Source organism: Flavobacterium frigidum (assembly GCF_048286735.1).
Taxonomy (GTDB): Bacteria; Bacteroidota; Bacteroidia; order Flavobacteriales; family Flavobacteriaceae; genus Flavobacterium.
On the sequence record NZ_JBLVPU010000008.1, the window covers coordinates 112,944 to 128,017 of the forward strand.

The following is a 15,074-nucleotide window of genomic DNA, read 5'->3' on the forward strand; positions in this document are numbered from 1 at the left end:
CAAATGGTCTAACCACATAGAGACATAGGATTTTAGTTTGTGTTTTAAAGAAGCTTCGCTTAGTAATAGATTTCATAGACGAATTTAATTATTCTTTTGGTAAAGTTTTATAAAATTCATTAACAAAGGTCTTTTGTCCTTCTTTGAAAATATTATAACAGTTAAAATTTATCAAAACACCTTTTGGTGATTTTAATAATTTCATATGATTCAAAAGTTTTGCTTCAAAAGCAGGATGCATTTCTGATACTGCTTTGAACTCAAAAACAATTAAGTTTTCAACGAACAAATCACATCTAAAATCAGATTCCATGATTTTGCCTTTGTAAATGATAGGTATTTTAAGCTCTGATATAAAATTAATATTCCGCACCCGTAATTCCTCTTTCATGCATTGGTGATAGACACTTTCTAATAAACCCCTACCCATGATTTTATGAACTTCTATTGCTGCCCCAATAATTTGAAAGCTTAATTCATTTAGATATTTTTGTGTAGTCATCTTTTAGCCATTTCGAATTATTAATGTTCTTAGAGCGTTATTGTTTTAATTAAAATATTGTCTTTGAAATAGTACTATGTTTAAAAATTATTTTCTATTCTTTCATTGTAATAAAAACAAACCTATGTCTCTATGTGGTAAAAAAAATTAACCAATTCTTTTTTGTATTGCAAAAACGTTCAATTCTTGAAAAAAATTAGTGAATTCCTCTTCAAATTCAGAATAGAATTCGGAAAGTTCATTGGTAGCAAACCGCATTTGAGATTGATTTTTGGTGCGATGGTCCATTTGAGTCAAAATATGCTCAATTCCTTCTACCGTTTGATAACTCACCAGCCAATTTTCTTTCATCATGATAGGCATTAGTCCTTTAGTTCGTTCTGACAGCATTTCATAATTATAATGCAAAGATTGGTAAAATCGTTCCACGAAATCCTCCAGTTTTTGATCAGAATATTGATTCCAATTTTTAGCCAGAAAATGGTCGTAAAGTACATCTACAATTACACCTGAATAATGATGGTATTTCTCATGCAGTTTTTTAGTACTTTGTCTAAAAATGGGATGTGCATCCGTAAAAGTATCAATGGCACGATGCAATATTATTCCTTTTTGTACATCCAAAGGATAATTTTCAAAATGCTTCCCCCGAATGCCATCGGCCATGAAATTGCCAATTTTGATTAAATCATTATCCCCAGAAAGATATATGTGTGCTAGAAAATTCATTCGTCTAATTTAGGAATTTAAATGATGAATTTGAAATCGAATTGACTTTTATAAACCGTCAATTATTATATTTGTCAGCAATTTAAAATTTATACTTCAAAAATTAAAATAACAATCAATGACTTTAATAAAATCAATATCGGGAATTCGAGGGACAATAGGAGGGAAAGTAGGGGATAACCTTACACCTGTTGATGCAGTAAAATTTGCTTCGGCCTACGGGACTTGGTTGAAAAAATATATTGGAAAAGAAAAATTGACTGTAGTTGTTGGTCGTGATGCTCGTATATCGGGGCCAATGATACATAATTTGGTAGTCAATACCTTAATTGGTCTAGGAATAGACGTAATCGATTTGGGACTTTCAACAACGCCAACTGTTGAAGTTGCTGTTCCGTTAGAAAAGGCCGATGGTGGAATTATTCTTACCGCTTCGCACAACCCAAAACAATGGAATGCCTTGAAATTATTGAATGAAAAAGGGGAGTTCTTAAATGGAGAAGAAGGACTGAAAATTCTTGAAATTGCTGAAGCGGAAGCTTTCGATTTCTCGGATGTAGATGATTTGGGATCCATTATGATAAACGATGCCTACATGGACATTCATATTGATGAAGTGTTAAATTTGCCTTTGGTAGATGTTGATGCTGTAAAAGCTGCAAAATTCAAAGTAGTAGTAGATGGCGTAAATTCTTCGGGTGGAATTATTATCCCGAGATTGTTGGAATTAATGGGCGTTGAAGTAGTGGAATTGTACTGTGAACCAAACGGACACTTTCCTCATAATCCAGAACCGCTGAAAGAACATTTGACTGATATATCCGAATTGGTGGTTAAAGAAAAAGCCGATTTAGGAATTGTGGTTGATCCAGATGTAGATCGTTTGGCTTTCATTTGCGAAGACGGAGAAATGTTTGGAGAAGAATACACGTTGGTGGCTTGCGCCGATTATGTTTTGAGCACAACTCCAGGGAACACGGTTTCTAATATGTCATCATCTCGCGCCTTGCGTGATATTACAAATGCACATAACGGAAGTTACGAAGCCAGTGCCGTTGGTGAAGTGAATGTGGTTGAATTAATGAAAAAAAATAATGCAGTAATAGGTGGCGAAGGAAATGGCGGAATCATTTATCCAGAGCTACATTACGGACGCGATAGTTTGGTAGGAGTAGCATTGTTTTTGACACATTTGGCTAACAAAAAAATGACAGTTTCTGCTTTGCGTGCTTCGTATCCGGAATATTACATGAGCAAAAACAAAATCGAATTGACGCCACAAATTGATGTGGATGCTATTCTTGTTGCGATGACCGAGAAATACAAAAATGAAGATAGTACGACAATTGATGGCGTAAAAATTGACTTTGCTGATAATTGGGTACACTTACGTAAATCGAATACGGAACCAATAATTCGTATTTATACGGAAGCAGCTTCACAAGAAAAAGCAGATGCTTTGGCACTTCGAATCATTGACGAAATAAAAGCAGTGGCTGGATTATAAGAGTAGTCTAAAAGATTAAATATAGCAAGCCTGTTCGATTAATTGAACAGGCTTGTTTTTTTGGTAATGTACTTAAAAATAGTTGGTAGATTTTACTAGAACTATTAATTCGTTATTTTCGTTTCATCCTCTTAGGTCCATACCAGAGCCAGAATCCTGTGATTGTAAATAGTAAAAGTGCAAATCCCATTACGGTTGTATAAAATAATTTGAAGAAACCATTACCCGTTTTGAAGTAATCGTCAACAATTGATCCATCGTGTATTTTTTCAATAATATCAGATCTTCGTCTTTCAATATGCAATAATTTTCCTGTTGCTCCGTCTAGTTGAATGCCCCAATAATTCTCAGCAAAAATAAATTTCACCATTCCTTTATCTTTTTTTATTTCAATGCGCTCTAGTTCTAAAGTGCTATTTGCTGAAATAGAATCTTGTACAATTTTGCAAGCATTTTTATGCAAACTATCAATAGGAAGCCAGTCTTTTAATTGCACCGAAGTACCTTGGTACGATTTTGATTGCAGTAGTCCTCCACTATTTTTTTTCCAACCTAATAGTAGTCCTGTTACAGAAACAATAAAGAAAAATACGAACAAAAAAGCACCAGTTGTTCGGTGCACTTTTCTAAAAATCCGGAGTAATTTAGCTTGTTGTTTTCTTGAATTATTTTCGGTCATTTTAATGCAATATTTTTATGGTAATTTGTATTATATTTTTCTATCAGCACATGATAAATAAAGTACTATCATCTACCTATTGTGGTAGCTAATATTTAAAAATTCACTCTGAAACTTATATTTGGCGTTAAGCCAAGGGATTTATTGTCTACTTGAATAGCATCATTCTGGTCATTTGGATTTACTTTGTAATAGCGATTGATCAGATTGTTCTGGTTTGTTGCGTTTATGACACCCGCAGTAAACGAAGCTTTAATAGATTCCGACAGATTAAAATTATAATTGAGAGAGGCGTCTAAACGCGTGAAATCATCTAAGTTTTCACCGTTTGGTGAATCATAATTTACCATGGTATTGTTTCCGTTTTGAACGGTTTCATTCCCTTCAATTGGTTTTGTATACGGTTGCCCATTTCTCCAAATACCACCAACGGCTATTTTTAGATTTTTAAGGATGTCATAATTAAAACCTAGCGAAACAGAGTGTCTTATGTCTGCATTATTAGGGAAAGTTGAAGGGGTAAAAGTAGCAAAAGTATAGTCATTTGTGCTAAATGTGTAACTCACCCAAATGCTATATTGACGCGCTGTTTTATTGGCCAAAAATTCTAAACCTTTGGCTGTGTAACTGCCATTTGCAGTATCATACTGAAAACTGTTATAGAAACCCTGATTAGAAGCTGTAATACCATCAACAATTTTATAAAAACTTGTAGCCTCGATATTTAGTTTGTTTTTATTGAATTCGACACCAAAAGAACCTTGTTTACTGGTGGCAATTGGAATGTCTTTATTGGTGACTAAAACCCAACGTCTTTTTTCGACACCAAGAAAATCATCTTCAAAATCTACGATTTGAGTAGTAGATTGATTTTTGAATTCTCCTTCTAATTTTAAAGCAAATTGATCTGATAATTTTTGTCGAATGTTTATTCTTGGTTCAACCAAAAACTTTTCGAATTTTTGAAAATAATTCAAACGCAATCCAACTCGTAAATAGGTATTGTTTTTATTGTATTCCACCTCAGAAAATAAGGCGTGGTTCAACAAAACATCTTTTTTGGTACTGGAGTAAAATGGAGCACTAACGGTAGTTTGATTCAACATTCCTGTTTCATTAAATTGGTAGCCAAATAAGAAATTTAAGTGGTCATTTTTTTTGTAATTGGTATTGATTTTAGCGCCAGTTTCCAGCACTTCATTTGCTTCTGTTAAGCGCTGATCCGTTTCTATTCTGTAATCAATAGCGTCAATATTGTATCTGGAAAAGTAAGTGATAAAATTTGAACTTAGTTTTGAATTCCACTGTGCTTTCCAGTTTCCGCCGTAACCAATATTTTTCTGAGATAAATTACTGGTTTTAGATTGGGTTTGGTTTGTATTTATGCGACGTTCCCTATAATCCAAAGCGTTATTGATGCCAATGACATTTGCTCTAAATTGATGTTTTTCGTTTAAATCAAAAAGTAATTTAGCGGTATAATCATAAAAATAAAAATCAGAAGACGTATCATGTTGGTCGCTATCTGCGTTGATTTCAGTGTCCTGAAAACTACGTTGATAGTATTTAGTGTACGTAGGTGATTTAAACAAATCAGTAATCGAACGACGTCCCGAAATATGAAGTTCTAATTTTTTAGTTATCGGGATTTCCAAAAAGGCATCGGCGCTAATAGAGTTAATTCCTGCACCACCAGAAAAAGTATTGGTGACAAGATCTTTCGTGTACATATTGATGGTACTGGAAACACCATCACTGTATTCAGCACTTGTTCCGTTTTTACTAACGATAACTTTGTTCGTAAGATTAGGGTTGTATGGAGATATTAACCCAAAAAAATGACCGGAATGATACATTTTGATATTATCCCAAAGTACTAAATTTTGATCATTAGTTCCACCACGAACGTTTATATTAGCAATGCTTTCATTGGTACTTTCCACACCGGGAAGTGCTTGAACTGATTGCAGAATGTCGGGTTCAATTAATCCTGGAAGAATACCAAATTTTTTAGTGTTTAAAACGGTACTTCCATCCAAGTATTTTTGTAATCCGGTAGTTAAATACACTTGTATCAAAACCTGATTCAACTCTTCATTTTTTATAGGAAGAACAATTTCCTTGCAATTGTTTTGTGCCGAAAATAATTCGTTAGCCGAAAATTGTCTGGATTCAAAACCCACATAGGAAATGGATAGAGTTGCATTTATTGGAATATTCTGCAATTTAAATGTACCATTTCCATCTGTAATTGTGCTTCTTCCAATATTGTTTACAAAAACCGATGCGCCAACTAAACGAGATTTCTTTTCATCAGAAACAATTCCGCAAACTGATATTGTTTTGTTTAAGACTGAAACGGTAACATACCTGTCGTCTAAAGCTTTAAAGTTCAAAAGCGTTTTCGAGTTTAGATAATCAATTGTTTCTGGTAAAGTAAAAGAGGTGTTCGGCTTTTCAATTGCAATATTTGCCACATCTTCAACGGCATACGAAAACTTGATGTTGAATTGTTTTTCGAGGGAAATAATGACCTCAGTCAAAGGTGTTTTTTTAGTTGTATTTTGTCCATAACAAAAACAGCCAATACAAAGTAATAGAAAAACCAGCCATTTATTTAACACCATAGTTGTAAAATATAATAGTTTTACCTTCAATCTTGTAACTTAATTTCAATGGAATTGTAACTGCTTGAAGCGCAATTTTTTTGTCGGTATGAGTAAAACTTCCTGTAAAAAGTTTTGAAGTATCGACACCTTCCACTTTAATTTGTATGTCATATTGACGCTGTAATTCTGCAATAACCTGATTTAATGGAATCTTATTAAAGCTTGATTCCTGTAGAATCCACGAAGGGTTTTGGGCATTAAAATCTTCAACATTTTCGATATTGCCATTTATAACTCGGAAGATTTTTCCAGGAGGTAATTTAATCGTTTCATTGTTATAGGTTACACTCACTAAACCTTCGTAACAATTCACTTCAAAATAGTTTTTTCGTTCTTTTACATTAAATTGTGTCCCTAAAACTGTAATAATTCCTGCTGTTGTATTTACACTAAAAGTTTGCCCTTTCTGCACTTTGAAAAAAGCTTCTCCTTCAAGAGATAAAGCTCTTTGATCAGCCCATTTCTTTTCATTAAAACTAAGTTTGGAAGCAGCGTTTAATATCACTTCAGAATTATCTGGAAGCGTGACTGATTTTGTTTGTGCTATTTGTGTTTCGTAAGAGGTTGTATTATTAAAAAACAAAAAATAACTAGATGTTAACAAAACGGCCAGAACTGCGGCAACTTTATAGAATGCTTTGAAGTTTAAAGTTCTTACTTTTGTTTTGTTTTTAGAATGGTTTCTGACCTTAAAAGCGTCCAAAGCAGCTTGCGCATCAATTGTTAGTGCCTGTAATTGTGTTGCATAATGAGCAATCTTTTCCAGCGTTTGTAAATCTTCAGATTGTTTTAAATCCTCGATTTCTTGGCTTGAAAGCTCATCATTGAACCATTTTAATATTTCTTTTTCGTTTTCCATTTTCTATCTCTATGTTTATAAGACAACTAACTTTTAAATTACCCTATAGCTAAATGATTAATTATATATTTTCTATTTGAGCTCTCAATAGTTGTAGTGCTCCAGACATTCTTTTTTCAACGGTTTTTTGAGAAATATCGAGTAACTCAGCGATTTCTCTGTATTTTTTTCCATCTATTCGATTCAATAAAAATACTTCGCGCTGTGCTTCACTTAATGATGCGATTGCTTTTGTGAGTTTTTGTTTGAATTCTTCTTCTTCGAATAAATATTCGGGACTTTGATTATTGGTATCTAAGTTAGGCGCATCTTTAGCGTATCTCAATACCACTTTTTGATGCTTTATATTATTTAGAAATAAATTATTAATGCTGGTAAACAAATACGTTTTGACTTTACTAAAGTCGATCTTAGAACAATTCTCCCAAATTTTGGTAAACGCATCCTGAACTAGATCTAATGCAGCTTCATCATCACCACATTTGTAATACGCAAAATTAGTTGCTGATTGCACGTGCTTTAAGTAAAAGTCTCTAAAGTGATTTTCTTCGCAAAGGGTACTTTTTTCGTCGCTCATGGAGTAATAATTCATTTTTTGTAGGTTGTAAATGTAAAATATTTTTTCAAAAAGCAGTTGTGTTACCGATGATTGCTTTTTTATTTAAAATATTTTGCATTTTAACATATTGATTTTTAGTAGTTTGATATTTTTTTTAAATTTTTTTTAAAATTTACGTAGGGTAAAAATAAGCGTAGTTGTCTTACTATTAGAAAGGCGTTAAAAACATCGCTTGTAAATATAAAAATATATTAAATTTGAAAATTATGAAAAAATTAAAAATTGTTACCGGAATTGCATTGATGGCTATCTTAAGTTTTACATCATGCCAAAGCGAAGTTGATGAAGTAGAGGGAGAAAATCCAAATACAAACACTGCTAATTCAACGACAACAACTAATTTGAAACGTACTTCAATGTACGATGGTTCATTTGATGATTTCTTGGATGGAGCTTCATGCTCATCTATTGTCTTGCCTGCTACTGCAAAAGTTAACGGAGTTCAGGTTTCTATTTTAAGCCAAGTAGATTACCAACAAGTACTTTCTATTTTTGCTAAATTCAATGACGATCAGGACACTGTTGTTTTACAATTTCCTTTAAAAATTAAAACCAGTAATTATACAGAGGTTACTGTTACGAATCAAACCGAATATAATGCAATTCTAAATGCTTGTTCCTCTGCAGAAGCTTCTGGTCAAGATGCAATTTCATCTGTCAAGTTTTTCTTTCCTATTACAATTTTAACGTACAATCTTAGTTTACAGCAAACAGGTAGTGTTGTCATCACATCCGAAATGCAATTGTATACGTATATGACAAATATTAGCGCGTCAGAATTGTATTCAGTAAAGTATCCTATTTCAGTAACAATTACTGATGGAACTAAAAGAACTGTTACAAGTGATGCTGAATTGCAAGCCGCAATAAGCGCGTCTTTAAAAACAGAAGAGACAATTGCTTTAGCCGCTCAAAACCGTAAAAAAGTAGAAACAATTTTAGTAAATGGTAAGTTCAAAGTAGACTCATATGTGAATGCAGGAGTTAATTCAGCAACGAATTACAAAGATTTCACGATTGATTTTGCAAATAATTTATCAGTAACTGCTGTAAATCTAGTTAATACAACAGTAAATGGAACTTATGCGGTAAGCTCGGAATTAAATGTTTTTCTAAAACTAAATTTTTCAGGTAACGCTTCGTTTACTTTATTGAATAATACATGGAAAGTAACTAGTTTTACTGCTTCGACTATTACATTGCAAAGCTCTACTAATGCAGCAGTAACATTAGTATTGAAACAAATATAGCTGGATTTAAGTTGGTAGTTTAGTAAGAACAGCTACCTTAAATTGTGTAGCTGTTTTTATATAAATAAACTTAATAACAAATATAATAATGAAAAAAGTACTTTCTCTACTCACGATTGGTTTGTTCCTTTCGGTAGCATCCTGTTCAAAAGAAGATGATCCCTTAGATAATCCAGTTGCTGTAAATCCGAATACGAATAAACAGCAAACAGGAAGCTCTGCTAACGATTTGTTATCGGATAAAAAGTTTAAGAGCATGGTAATCGAAGTGGTATATGTAGCTGGTTTTGAACCAAGCGCTCAATCGATTACCAATTTTGTGAATTTTCTTTCTGCACGAACTTTTAAACCAGGTGGTATTAGTGTGATTAAACGTTCTATTGCATCGCCGGGAAGTTCCCCCTATTCTAATGAGGAGATTGTAAGTATTGAAGATGCTAATAGAACCAAATACAATACAGCAGACCAAATTGCAGTTTGGGCATTTTTTGCAGACGGAAAATCTTCGAAGGATACGGATACTTCGGTTATTCTAGGAACAGCTTACAGAAACACTTCTTTTGTTATCTATGAACAAACGGTTCATGGTTTGAGTGATAGTGCTTTTGAGCCTAACAGAAGTTTATTAGAAACTACAGTAATTACTCATGAATTCGGACATATATTAGGTTTGACTAACCTAGGTACTACTTTACAAAGCAATCATGAAGATACTGAACATCCCAAACACTGTATCGAAAAGACCTGTTTAATGTTTTGGTCAGCAGAAATTGGTGGTGGTATCGGTAATATGGTTTCAAGTGGTTCAGCTCCACAATTAGATGCGCAATGTATTGCAGATCTTCGTGCTAATGGAGGTAAATAAAAGTATAATTTGATTAATTAGAACAGGATAAAGATGAAAATTAGACAGATAACAATAGCTTTATTTTTTGGTGTACTAGCAACAATGAGTGCACAAGACAAAGGAGCCATCAAATAAACAGGTGGAATAAAAGGCGGCTATAATTTGGCTGCAGTAAGTTTTGATGGAGACGGAGAAACAGAACAGCGAAGCGGTTTTCATGTGGGATTTTACGGTGAGTCATTCCTCAGCGAAAGCTTTTCTATTCAACCTGAATTACTGTATTCGCAACAAGGGTACAAAATTACAAATAATGGAGAGTCATTTACCCAAAAGTTGGATTATATCATTTTACCAATAATGCTTAAAGCGTATCCAACTAAAAATTTCTTTTTAGAAGCTGGTCCACAAATTGGATTAGCGATTTCACACAAAGAGGAATATTCAGGGCTTTTTAGTGGTTCACAAGAGTATGATCCTAATAATTTTGATTGGGGATTAAATTTTGGAGGAGGTTTAAAATTTGATTCTGGAATAAATTTAGGAGTCCGTTACCATTTAGGATTAGGAGATTTATACGATGAAGGCAAAGCTCAAAACAGAGTATTGCAATTTTCAGCAGGATTTGATTTATAATCTTAATTTGCTTTAGAAACAGAATGCCCAAGAAAATTTCTTGGGCATTTTTTTATGTGTTATCTAAAGTAAAAAATATAATTTATCGTTTAAAAAGAGACTTTGTAAATTATTCCAGCGGTGAATTCCCGCGTTAATCCGTCAGGGCGAACTTCTCGGACTACAAATGGTGTGGCTAGAGATAATTCGATACTGTTTTTAGTGTTAATTGTATACACGCCAATTAGGTTTCCGTTTATGGTCAATCCATCTGAGTTTTTTATCGTTTCTCTCTGTCCAAAAGTATTCTGAAAACGATCTTCCCCTAAGTGATAAATGAATAATACATTGGGTTTAAAAGTGAACTTTTTATTAGAAGTTTGAAACGTATATGTAGTTCTAAACAAAGCATCTGATTTTCTTTCGAATAAATTAGTGGAAGGAAAATCATCAGTCCCAGAGAATTCTTTGAAATACGAATTTTTATTGTTGTTAAAAACAGGAATTTGAACGGCCGTATTAAAATCCCATTTTTTATAATTAAAATTCAGTCCTGCAATCAAATCAAAAGTTCCCAGGCTCGATTGATAGTCTAAAGGAAGTGAAAACTCATTTATTTTAAGATTTGAACTTGTAAAAGGTATTTTAAAACCCAAAAGGGAACTCCATTGTGTATTTGTTTTTGGTTTCCAATTGTAATTTCCTATCAAATAGGCATCACCAAATGCACCTCGTTGACCAAAACTTCCACTAGCAACGGAATAGGTAATTTTAGAACTTAATGACAATCGTTCGTTTATAGTTCTAGTGTAAGTGATATAAGGTGAAAAATAAGTAACATCAGCTTCACCAGCACCAAAAACACTTCCTATTTCAATCCCGTTTTTTAATTCTTTATCTGAAGTTTGAAAACCGTTTCCAATGGAACAAATTCCGGCATCGCTGCAGCCTTGTGCAAAGCAGTTAGAGAATATCCCGATGGCGAAAATTAGCAATAGATTTTTCATAAATCAGATTTTAATTTTGTGTTAATTGCGCTACAGCAAAAAGATGATTGTATTGCTGGCAGTGAATCAGTACATATTTATAGGTTGAAACATTGACTTGTTTGGGGATTGAGTATCTTGTAGAAGATGTTAAATTCCCAAGATTAACAAAATCTATTGGGGTAGCGTTTTTTGAAAGGTACACTTTTAAATCAGGACCACCGGAAACACTAAAGTTTTCTAAACGAACTTCATTCTGATTTCCACTCAAGTAAATTTTAACAGAACCAGTAACGTTAATTCCTGATGTTGGCATGAAATTACCTGCAGCAACAGGAGGAGTGTTTTCAGGAATTGGTGTGCTTAACACGGCATCACGGGTCAAATCTCCTTCTACTTTATAAGAAAGTAAAAGCAAAAAAACAGCTAGTATTAAAACAATTTTTTTCATGATATAATTTTTTTTGATTCGTTGTCCAAATATAAAACGAATGAAAATTATAGTTTGTCAGCTACTTTACATTTGGAACATATTTATTTAAAAATCAGTATTAACAAAATTTGAAAAAGACTATTTAGTAAAAATCAATATCTTTGAAGCCAAATTAGATATGATATGATCACCAAAGAAGCGCCAACACAATTAGAGCAATACTTTCAACAGTTTCGCGATAATATAATCGGAATAGATCAAGAATTTGAATCTCCTTACGGTCATAAACAAATCATTTATACAGATTGGACAGCAAGTGGTCGTTTATATCGTCCTATTGAAGAAAAATTAATGAATCAATTTGGTCCTTTTGTGGCCAATACCCATACAGAGACCACCGTTTCTGGGACAGCCATGACAAAAGCCTATCATCAGGCGCGTCATATTATCAAACATCATGTGCATGCAAGTGCTGATGATGTTTTGATTACTGATGGTACAGGAATGACAGGCGTTGTCAATAAATTCCAACGGATTTTGGGTTTGAAAGTGCCCGAAAATTTAAAAAATTTCATCACGATTCCAGCCGAAAAGAAACCAATTGTCTTCATTTCGCACATGGAACACCATTCCAATCAAACGTCTTGGTTGGAAACTATTGCTGATGTTGAAGTTATTCCTTCTTCAGAAGATGGTTTGTTCAGTATAGAAAATCTTGAACTTTTATTAGAGAAATATAAAGAAAGGCCTTTTAAAATAGCTTCCATTACCTCTTGTTCTAATGTTACGGGAATCAAAACGCCGTATCATGAAGTGGCAAAAATAATGCATCAGCACAACGGACTTTGTTTCGTAGATTTTGCTTGTTCAGGTCCTTATGTGAAAATTGACATGCATCCTGAAGATGGGGAGAGTTATTTGGATGCTATTTTCTTTTCGCCACATAAATTCCTTGGCGGACCTGGAACTTGCGGAGTTTTGGTATTTAATAAAAAATTATATCAAAATTTAGTTCCTGACAATCCGGGTGGTGGAACGGTAAGTTGGACAAATCCTTGGGGCGAACACAAATACATCGATAATATCGAAGATAGGGAAGATGGAGGTACGCCGGGCTTTCTTCAGGTGATAAAAACCGCATTGGCCGTTCAGTTGAAAGAGCAAATGGGTATTGACAATATCTTAAAAAGAGAACACGAAATTGTAGATTACATTTTCTCGAAATTAGGATCGGTTCCAAATATTAAAATTCTTGCAGGACAGCATCAGGATAGGCTAGGAGTGATTTCTTTCTTTGTAGAAGATTTACATTTTAACTTGGGTGTAAAATTATTGAATGATAAATTCGGAATTCAAACGCGTGGCGGTTGCAGTTGTGCCGGAACATACGGACACTTTTTATTGCATGTGGACCAAGAAACTTCTCATCAATTAATTGACGAAATCACGCTTGGCGATTTAATCAGAAAACCGGGTTGGATTAGAATGTCTATTCATCCAACAACTACAAATGCCGAAATTGAATTTGTATGTAACGGAATCATAGCTTTGGAAGAAAATCATAAATTTTGGGCTTTGGATTATGATTACAACCCAATTAGTAATGAGTTTGTACATAAAAATGCAGCACCTCTAGAGGATGATCTAGTAAAAAGTTGGTTTTCTTTATAAAAAGCTACCGTTTTGTAACTACCATTGTTTAAAAGCTAGTTTTTTGTTACTTTATCTAGACTACAATGGATTTAAAGAAATTACTGTAAAATGTGACTTAATTCCCTTTTTATGTCTTCTAAAGATGTATTGGTGAATATTAATTCATCAATAATCTGTTTTCTCAAAATATCTATATCATCGTATTCAAAATACTTTGCCCATGAAGTTAGATTAAACAAATTACGAACTTGTTTGATTCTTTTTGTAGTTTCAAAAGTGGTTCTCAATACTGCCCGATGATCATAATTTGGATTCAGTTTATGTTGGTAAAGGACTGTTGTACTGCTGTAATCTACTTCTAAATAGTACAATTCCTCCTCTTGATTATCTGGATAAAAATGTGACCATGGCGCAAAACCTAATTTTATTTTAGAATTTGTCTCTGGTTCTAGAGGCACTAAACGCCATTTACTATTAGCCAAGCGTCCCCAGTGATTGGATACCCGATACATACCTATTTTTGTATAATAATACTTGCTTCCTGCCTTGCTATCATATTGCAATTCAAGTCCATCAATAGTGTCTAGAGACATTTCTTGAAAAACACAAAATGTATTTTTGAAAGATTTTGGACTGGGACGAAATATTTTTTCCATAAAACAAAGGTAATCAGAAAGTAAAAAAAGAACAAGACAAAAATATATTTGACTAACTTTGTACTTTAGAATCAGTAAAAAAAATAGGATTATGACTAAAGCATCTGAAGAAAGAATGTTACAAAAAGGAGTTTACACTGGAATTATGGAAAAAGATGAGAACAACAACTTTTTTTGTGGCGTTTATCTCTTAGACTATAAAATGGCTCAAAAACACGCACTCGGTGATTGGATAACAATTAAATCTATAATTGAAAACCCGAGTGATATCAGTTATAATAAATATCAAAAAAAGTCTAAAAACTTCGATAAAGCAAACAACAAACCACAGCAATAGTAGTTTTACCTTTTAATAAAAAAATAGCAACTAATTTCTTTTTTTGAATATTTTTTGGTCTCAAACAAAAAAATTAAAAAAAAGTGTACATTTGCAAAAAATTTGTCGATTTTGAAATCAAATTATATTGATTAATTACTAAAAGACAAGTAGTTACCTTATTTATGAAAAAAATAGTTGAATACCGAAAACTGCTAAATGTAGATAAAACTGCAGAGCTAAAAGATTTGAAAACAATTTATCGCAACGCGATGAAAGAGGCACATCCTGATAAATTTCAAGGTGATGAAGCTGGATTAAAAGCTGCTGAAGAAAACAGTAAAAAAATTATTGAAGCCTACCATTTCTTGGTAAGCATCAATCCAGAGACAATCAAGCAAAATATGCCTGAGTATACTGAAACTATAGCTACTGCAACAATCACAGATTACAAGTTTGTAGAAGGTAGATTGATAATTAATTTTTCTAATGGTAGTGTTTATGAATACATCAGTGTGCCAAAAGCTACTTATGTAAAAATGGTAAACGCTGATTCACCTGGAAGATTTGCAAAAAGACACATCTTAAATGCTTTTGTTTGGAGAAAAACAACCAACCAAGACTAGTTTTTAAGTACATATGTCTTGTCCTGAATAACCGATACAGATTATTAGATAAAAATATTTAATTAAACACTTGCAAAAACGTTTTTGCAAGTGTTTTTTGTTTTATATGTCCTCATTTTAATTTGACTTTG

The 15,074-nt window shown here is 33.1% G+C and carries 15 protein-coding genes and 1 pseudogene; 7 read left to right on the forward strand and 9 right to left on the reverse strand.

What is annotated here, in order from left to right; genetic code table 11:
* Window positions 1-88: 88 nt before the first annotated feature.
* The gene (locus ACNQGO_RS06870) at window positions 89-502 is read right to left on the reverse strand and encodes a GxxExxY protein (RefSeq protein ID WP_417948142.1); all 414 of its coding nucleotides are present in this window, start codon (window positions 500-502) and stop codon (window positions 89-91) included.
* A 147-nt stretch (window positions 503-649) separates the two neighbouring features.
* Entirely contained in the window at window positions 650-1,231 is a 582-nt protein-coding gene (locus ACNQGO_RS06875; protein ID WP_417984784.1) for an acyl carrier protein phosphodiesterase, read from the reverse strand.
* A 118-nt stretch (window positions 1,232-1,349) separates the two neighbouring features.
* Here ACNQGO_RS06875 and glmM point away from each other — a divergent pair, with 118 nt between their 5' ends.
* Window positions 1,350-2,738 carry a phosphoglucosamine mutase gene (gene glmM, locus ACNQGO_RS06880; protein ID WP_417984785.1) on the forward strand — a complete coding sequence of 463 codons (1,389 nt, stop codon included), beginning with the start codon at window positions 1,350-1,352 and terminating at the stop codon, window positions 2,736-2,738.
* A gap of 112 nt (window positions 2,739-2,850) precedes the next feature.
* Here the strand turns inward: glmM and ACNQGO_RS06885 are convergent, their stop codons facing one another.
* The 4 genes from ACNQGO_RS06885 to ACNQGO_RS06900 form a co-directional block, all read right to left on the reverse strand.
* A complete protein-coding gene (locus tag ACNQGO_RS06885) occupies window positions 2,851-3,417 on the reverse strand; it encodes a PepSY domain-containing protein (RefSeq protein WP_417984786.1) in 567 nt (188 codons plus the stop codon).
* A gap of 95 nt (window positions 3,418-3,512) precedes the next feature.
* Entirely contained in the window at window positions 3,513-6,044 is a 2,532-nt protein-coding gene (locus ACNQGO_RS06890) for a TonB-dependent receptor plug domain-containing protein (RefSeq protein WP_417984787.1), read from the reverse strand.
* Window positions 6,031-6,945: a FecR family protein gene (locus tag ACNQGO_RS06895; RefSeq protein ID WP_417978666.1), complete on the reverse strand. Its 915-nt coding sequence runs from the start codon at window positions 6,943-6,945 to the stop codon at window positions 6,031-6,033. The genes ACNQGO_RS06890 and ACNQGO_RS06895 overlap by 14 nt, the downstream gene beginning before the upstream one ends.
* Before the next feature lie 61 nt (window positions 6,946-7,006).
* Entirely contained in the window at window positions 7,007-7,522 is a 516-nt protein-coding gene (locus tag ACNQGO_RS06900) for an RNA polymerase sigma factor (RefSeq protein WP_417984794.1), read from the reverse strand.
* 248 nt (window positions 7,523-7,770) lie between these two features.
* Between ACNQGO_RS06900 and ACNQGO_RS06905 the strand changes: the two genes are divergently transcribed.
* The 3 genes and pseudogenes from ACNQGO_RS06905 (at window position 7,771) to ACNQGO_RS06915 (ending at window position 10,294) form a co-directional block, all read left to right on the forward strand.
* Window positions 7,771-8,814: a hypothetical protein gene (locus tag ACNQGO_RS06905; RefSeq protein WP_417984788.1), complete on the forward strand. Its 1,044-nt coding sequence runs from the start codon at window positions 7,771-7,773 to the stop codon at window positions 8,812-8,814.
* An 88-nt stretch (window positions 8,815-8,902) separates the two neighbouring features.
* Window positions 8,903-9,679, forward strand: a complete 777-nt coding sequence (locus ACNQGO_RS06910; protein WP_417984789.1) for a membrane metalloprotease — start codon at window positions 8,903-8,905, stop codon at window positions 9,677-9,679.
* An 84-nt stretch (window positions 9,680-9,763) separates the two neighbouring features.
* Window positions 9,764-10,294, forward strand: a pseudogene (locus tag ACNQGO_RS06915) (porin family protein).
* Between the two features lie 89 nt (window positions 10,295-10,383).
* On the opposite strand, the gene ACNQGO_RS06920 reads toward ACNQGO_RS06915, so the two are convergent.
* Entirely contained in the window at window positions 10,384-11,280 is an 897-nt protein-coding gene (locus ACNQGO_RS06920) for a hypothetical protein (protein WP_417947775.1), read from the reverse strand.
* A gap of 10 nt (window positions 11,281-11,290) precedes the next feature.
* Entirely contained in the window at window positions 11,291-11,710 is a 420-nt protein-coding gene (locus ACNQGO_RS06925; RefSeq protein ID WP_417984790.1) for a DM13 domain-containing protein, read from the reverse strand.
* A gap of 165 nt (window positions 11,711-11,875) precedes the next feature.
* Between ACNQGO_RS06925 and ACNQGO_RS06930 the strand changes: the two genes are divergently transcribed.
* Entirely contained in the window at window positions 11,876-13,363 is a 1,488-nt protein-coding gene (locus ACNQGO_RS06930) for an aminotransferase class V-fold PLP-dependent enzyme (RefSeq protein WP_417984791.1), read from the forward strand.
* Between the two features lie 80 nt (window positions 13,364-13,443).
* Here the strand turns inward: ACNQGO_RS06930 and ACNQGO_RS06935 are convergent, their stop codons facing one another.
* A complete protein-coding gene (locus tag ACNQGO_RS06935; protein ID WP_417984792.1) occupies window positions 13,444-14,001 on the reverse strand; it encodes a hypothetical protein in 558 nt (185 codons plus the stop codon).
* 91 nt (window positions 14,002-14,092) lie between these two features.
* Here ACNQGO_RS06935 and ACNQGO_RS06940 point away from each other — a divergent pair, with 91 nt between their 5' ends.
* Entirely contained in the window at window positions 14,093-14,338 is a 246-nt protein-coding gene (locus ACNQGO_RS06940) for a hypothetical protein (protein WP_309759571.1), read from the forward strand.
* A gap of 164 nt (window positions 14,339-14,502) precedes the next feature.
* A complete protein-coding gene (locus ACNQGO_RS06945; protein WP_309759570.1) occupies window positions 14,503-14,943 on the forward strand; it encodes a KTSC domain-containing protein in 441 nt (146 codons plus the stop codon).
* Window positions 14,944-15,074: the final 131 nt, after the last annotated feature.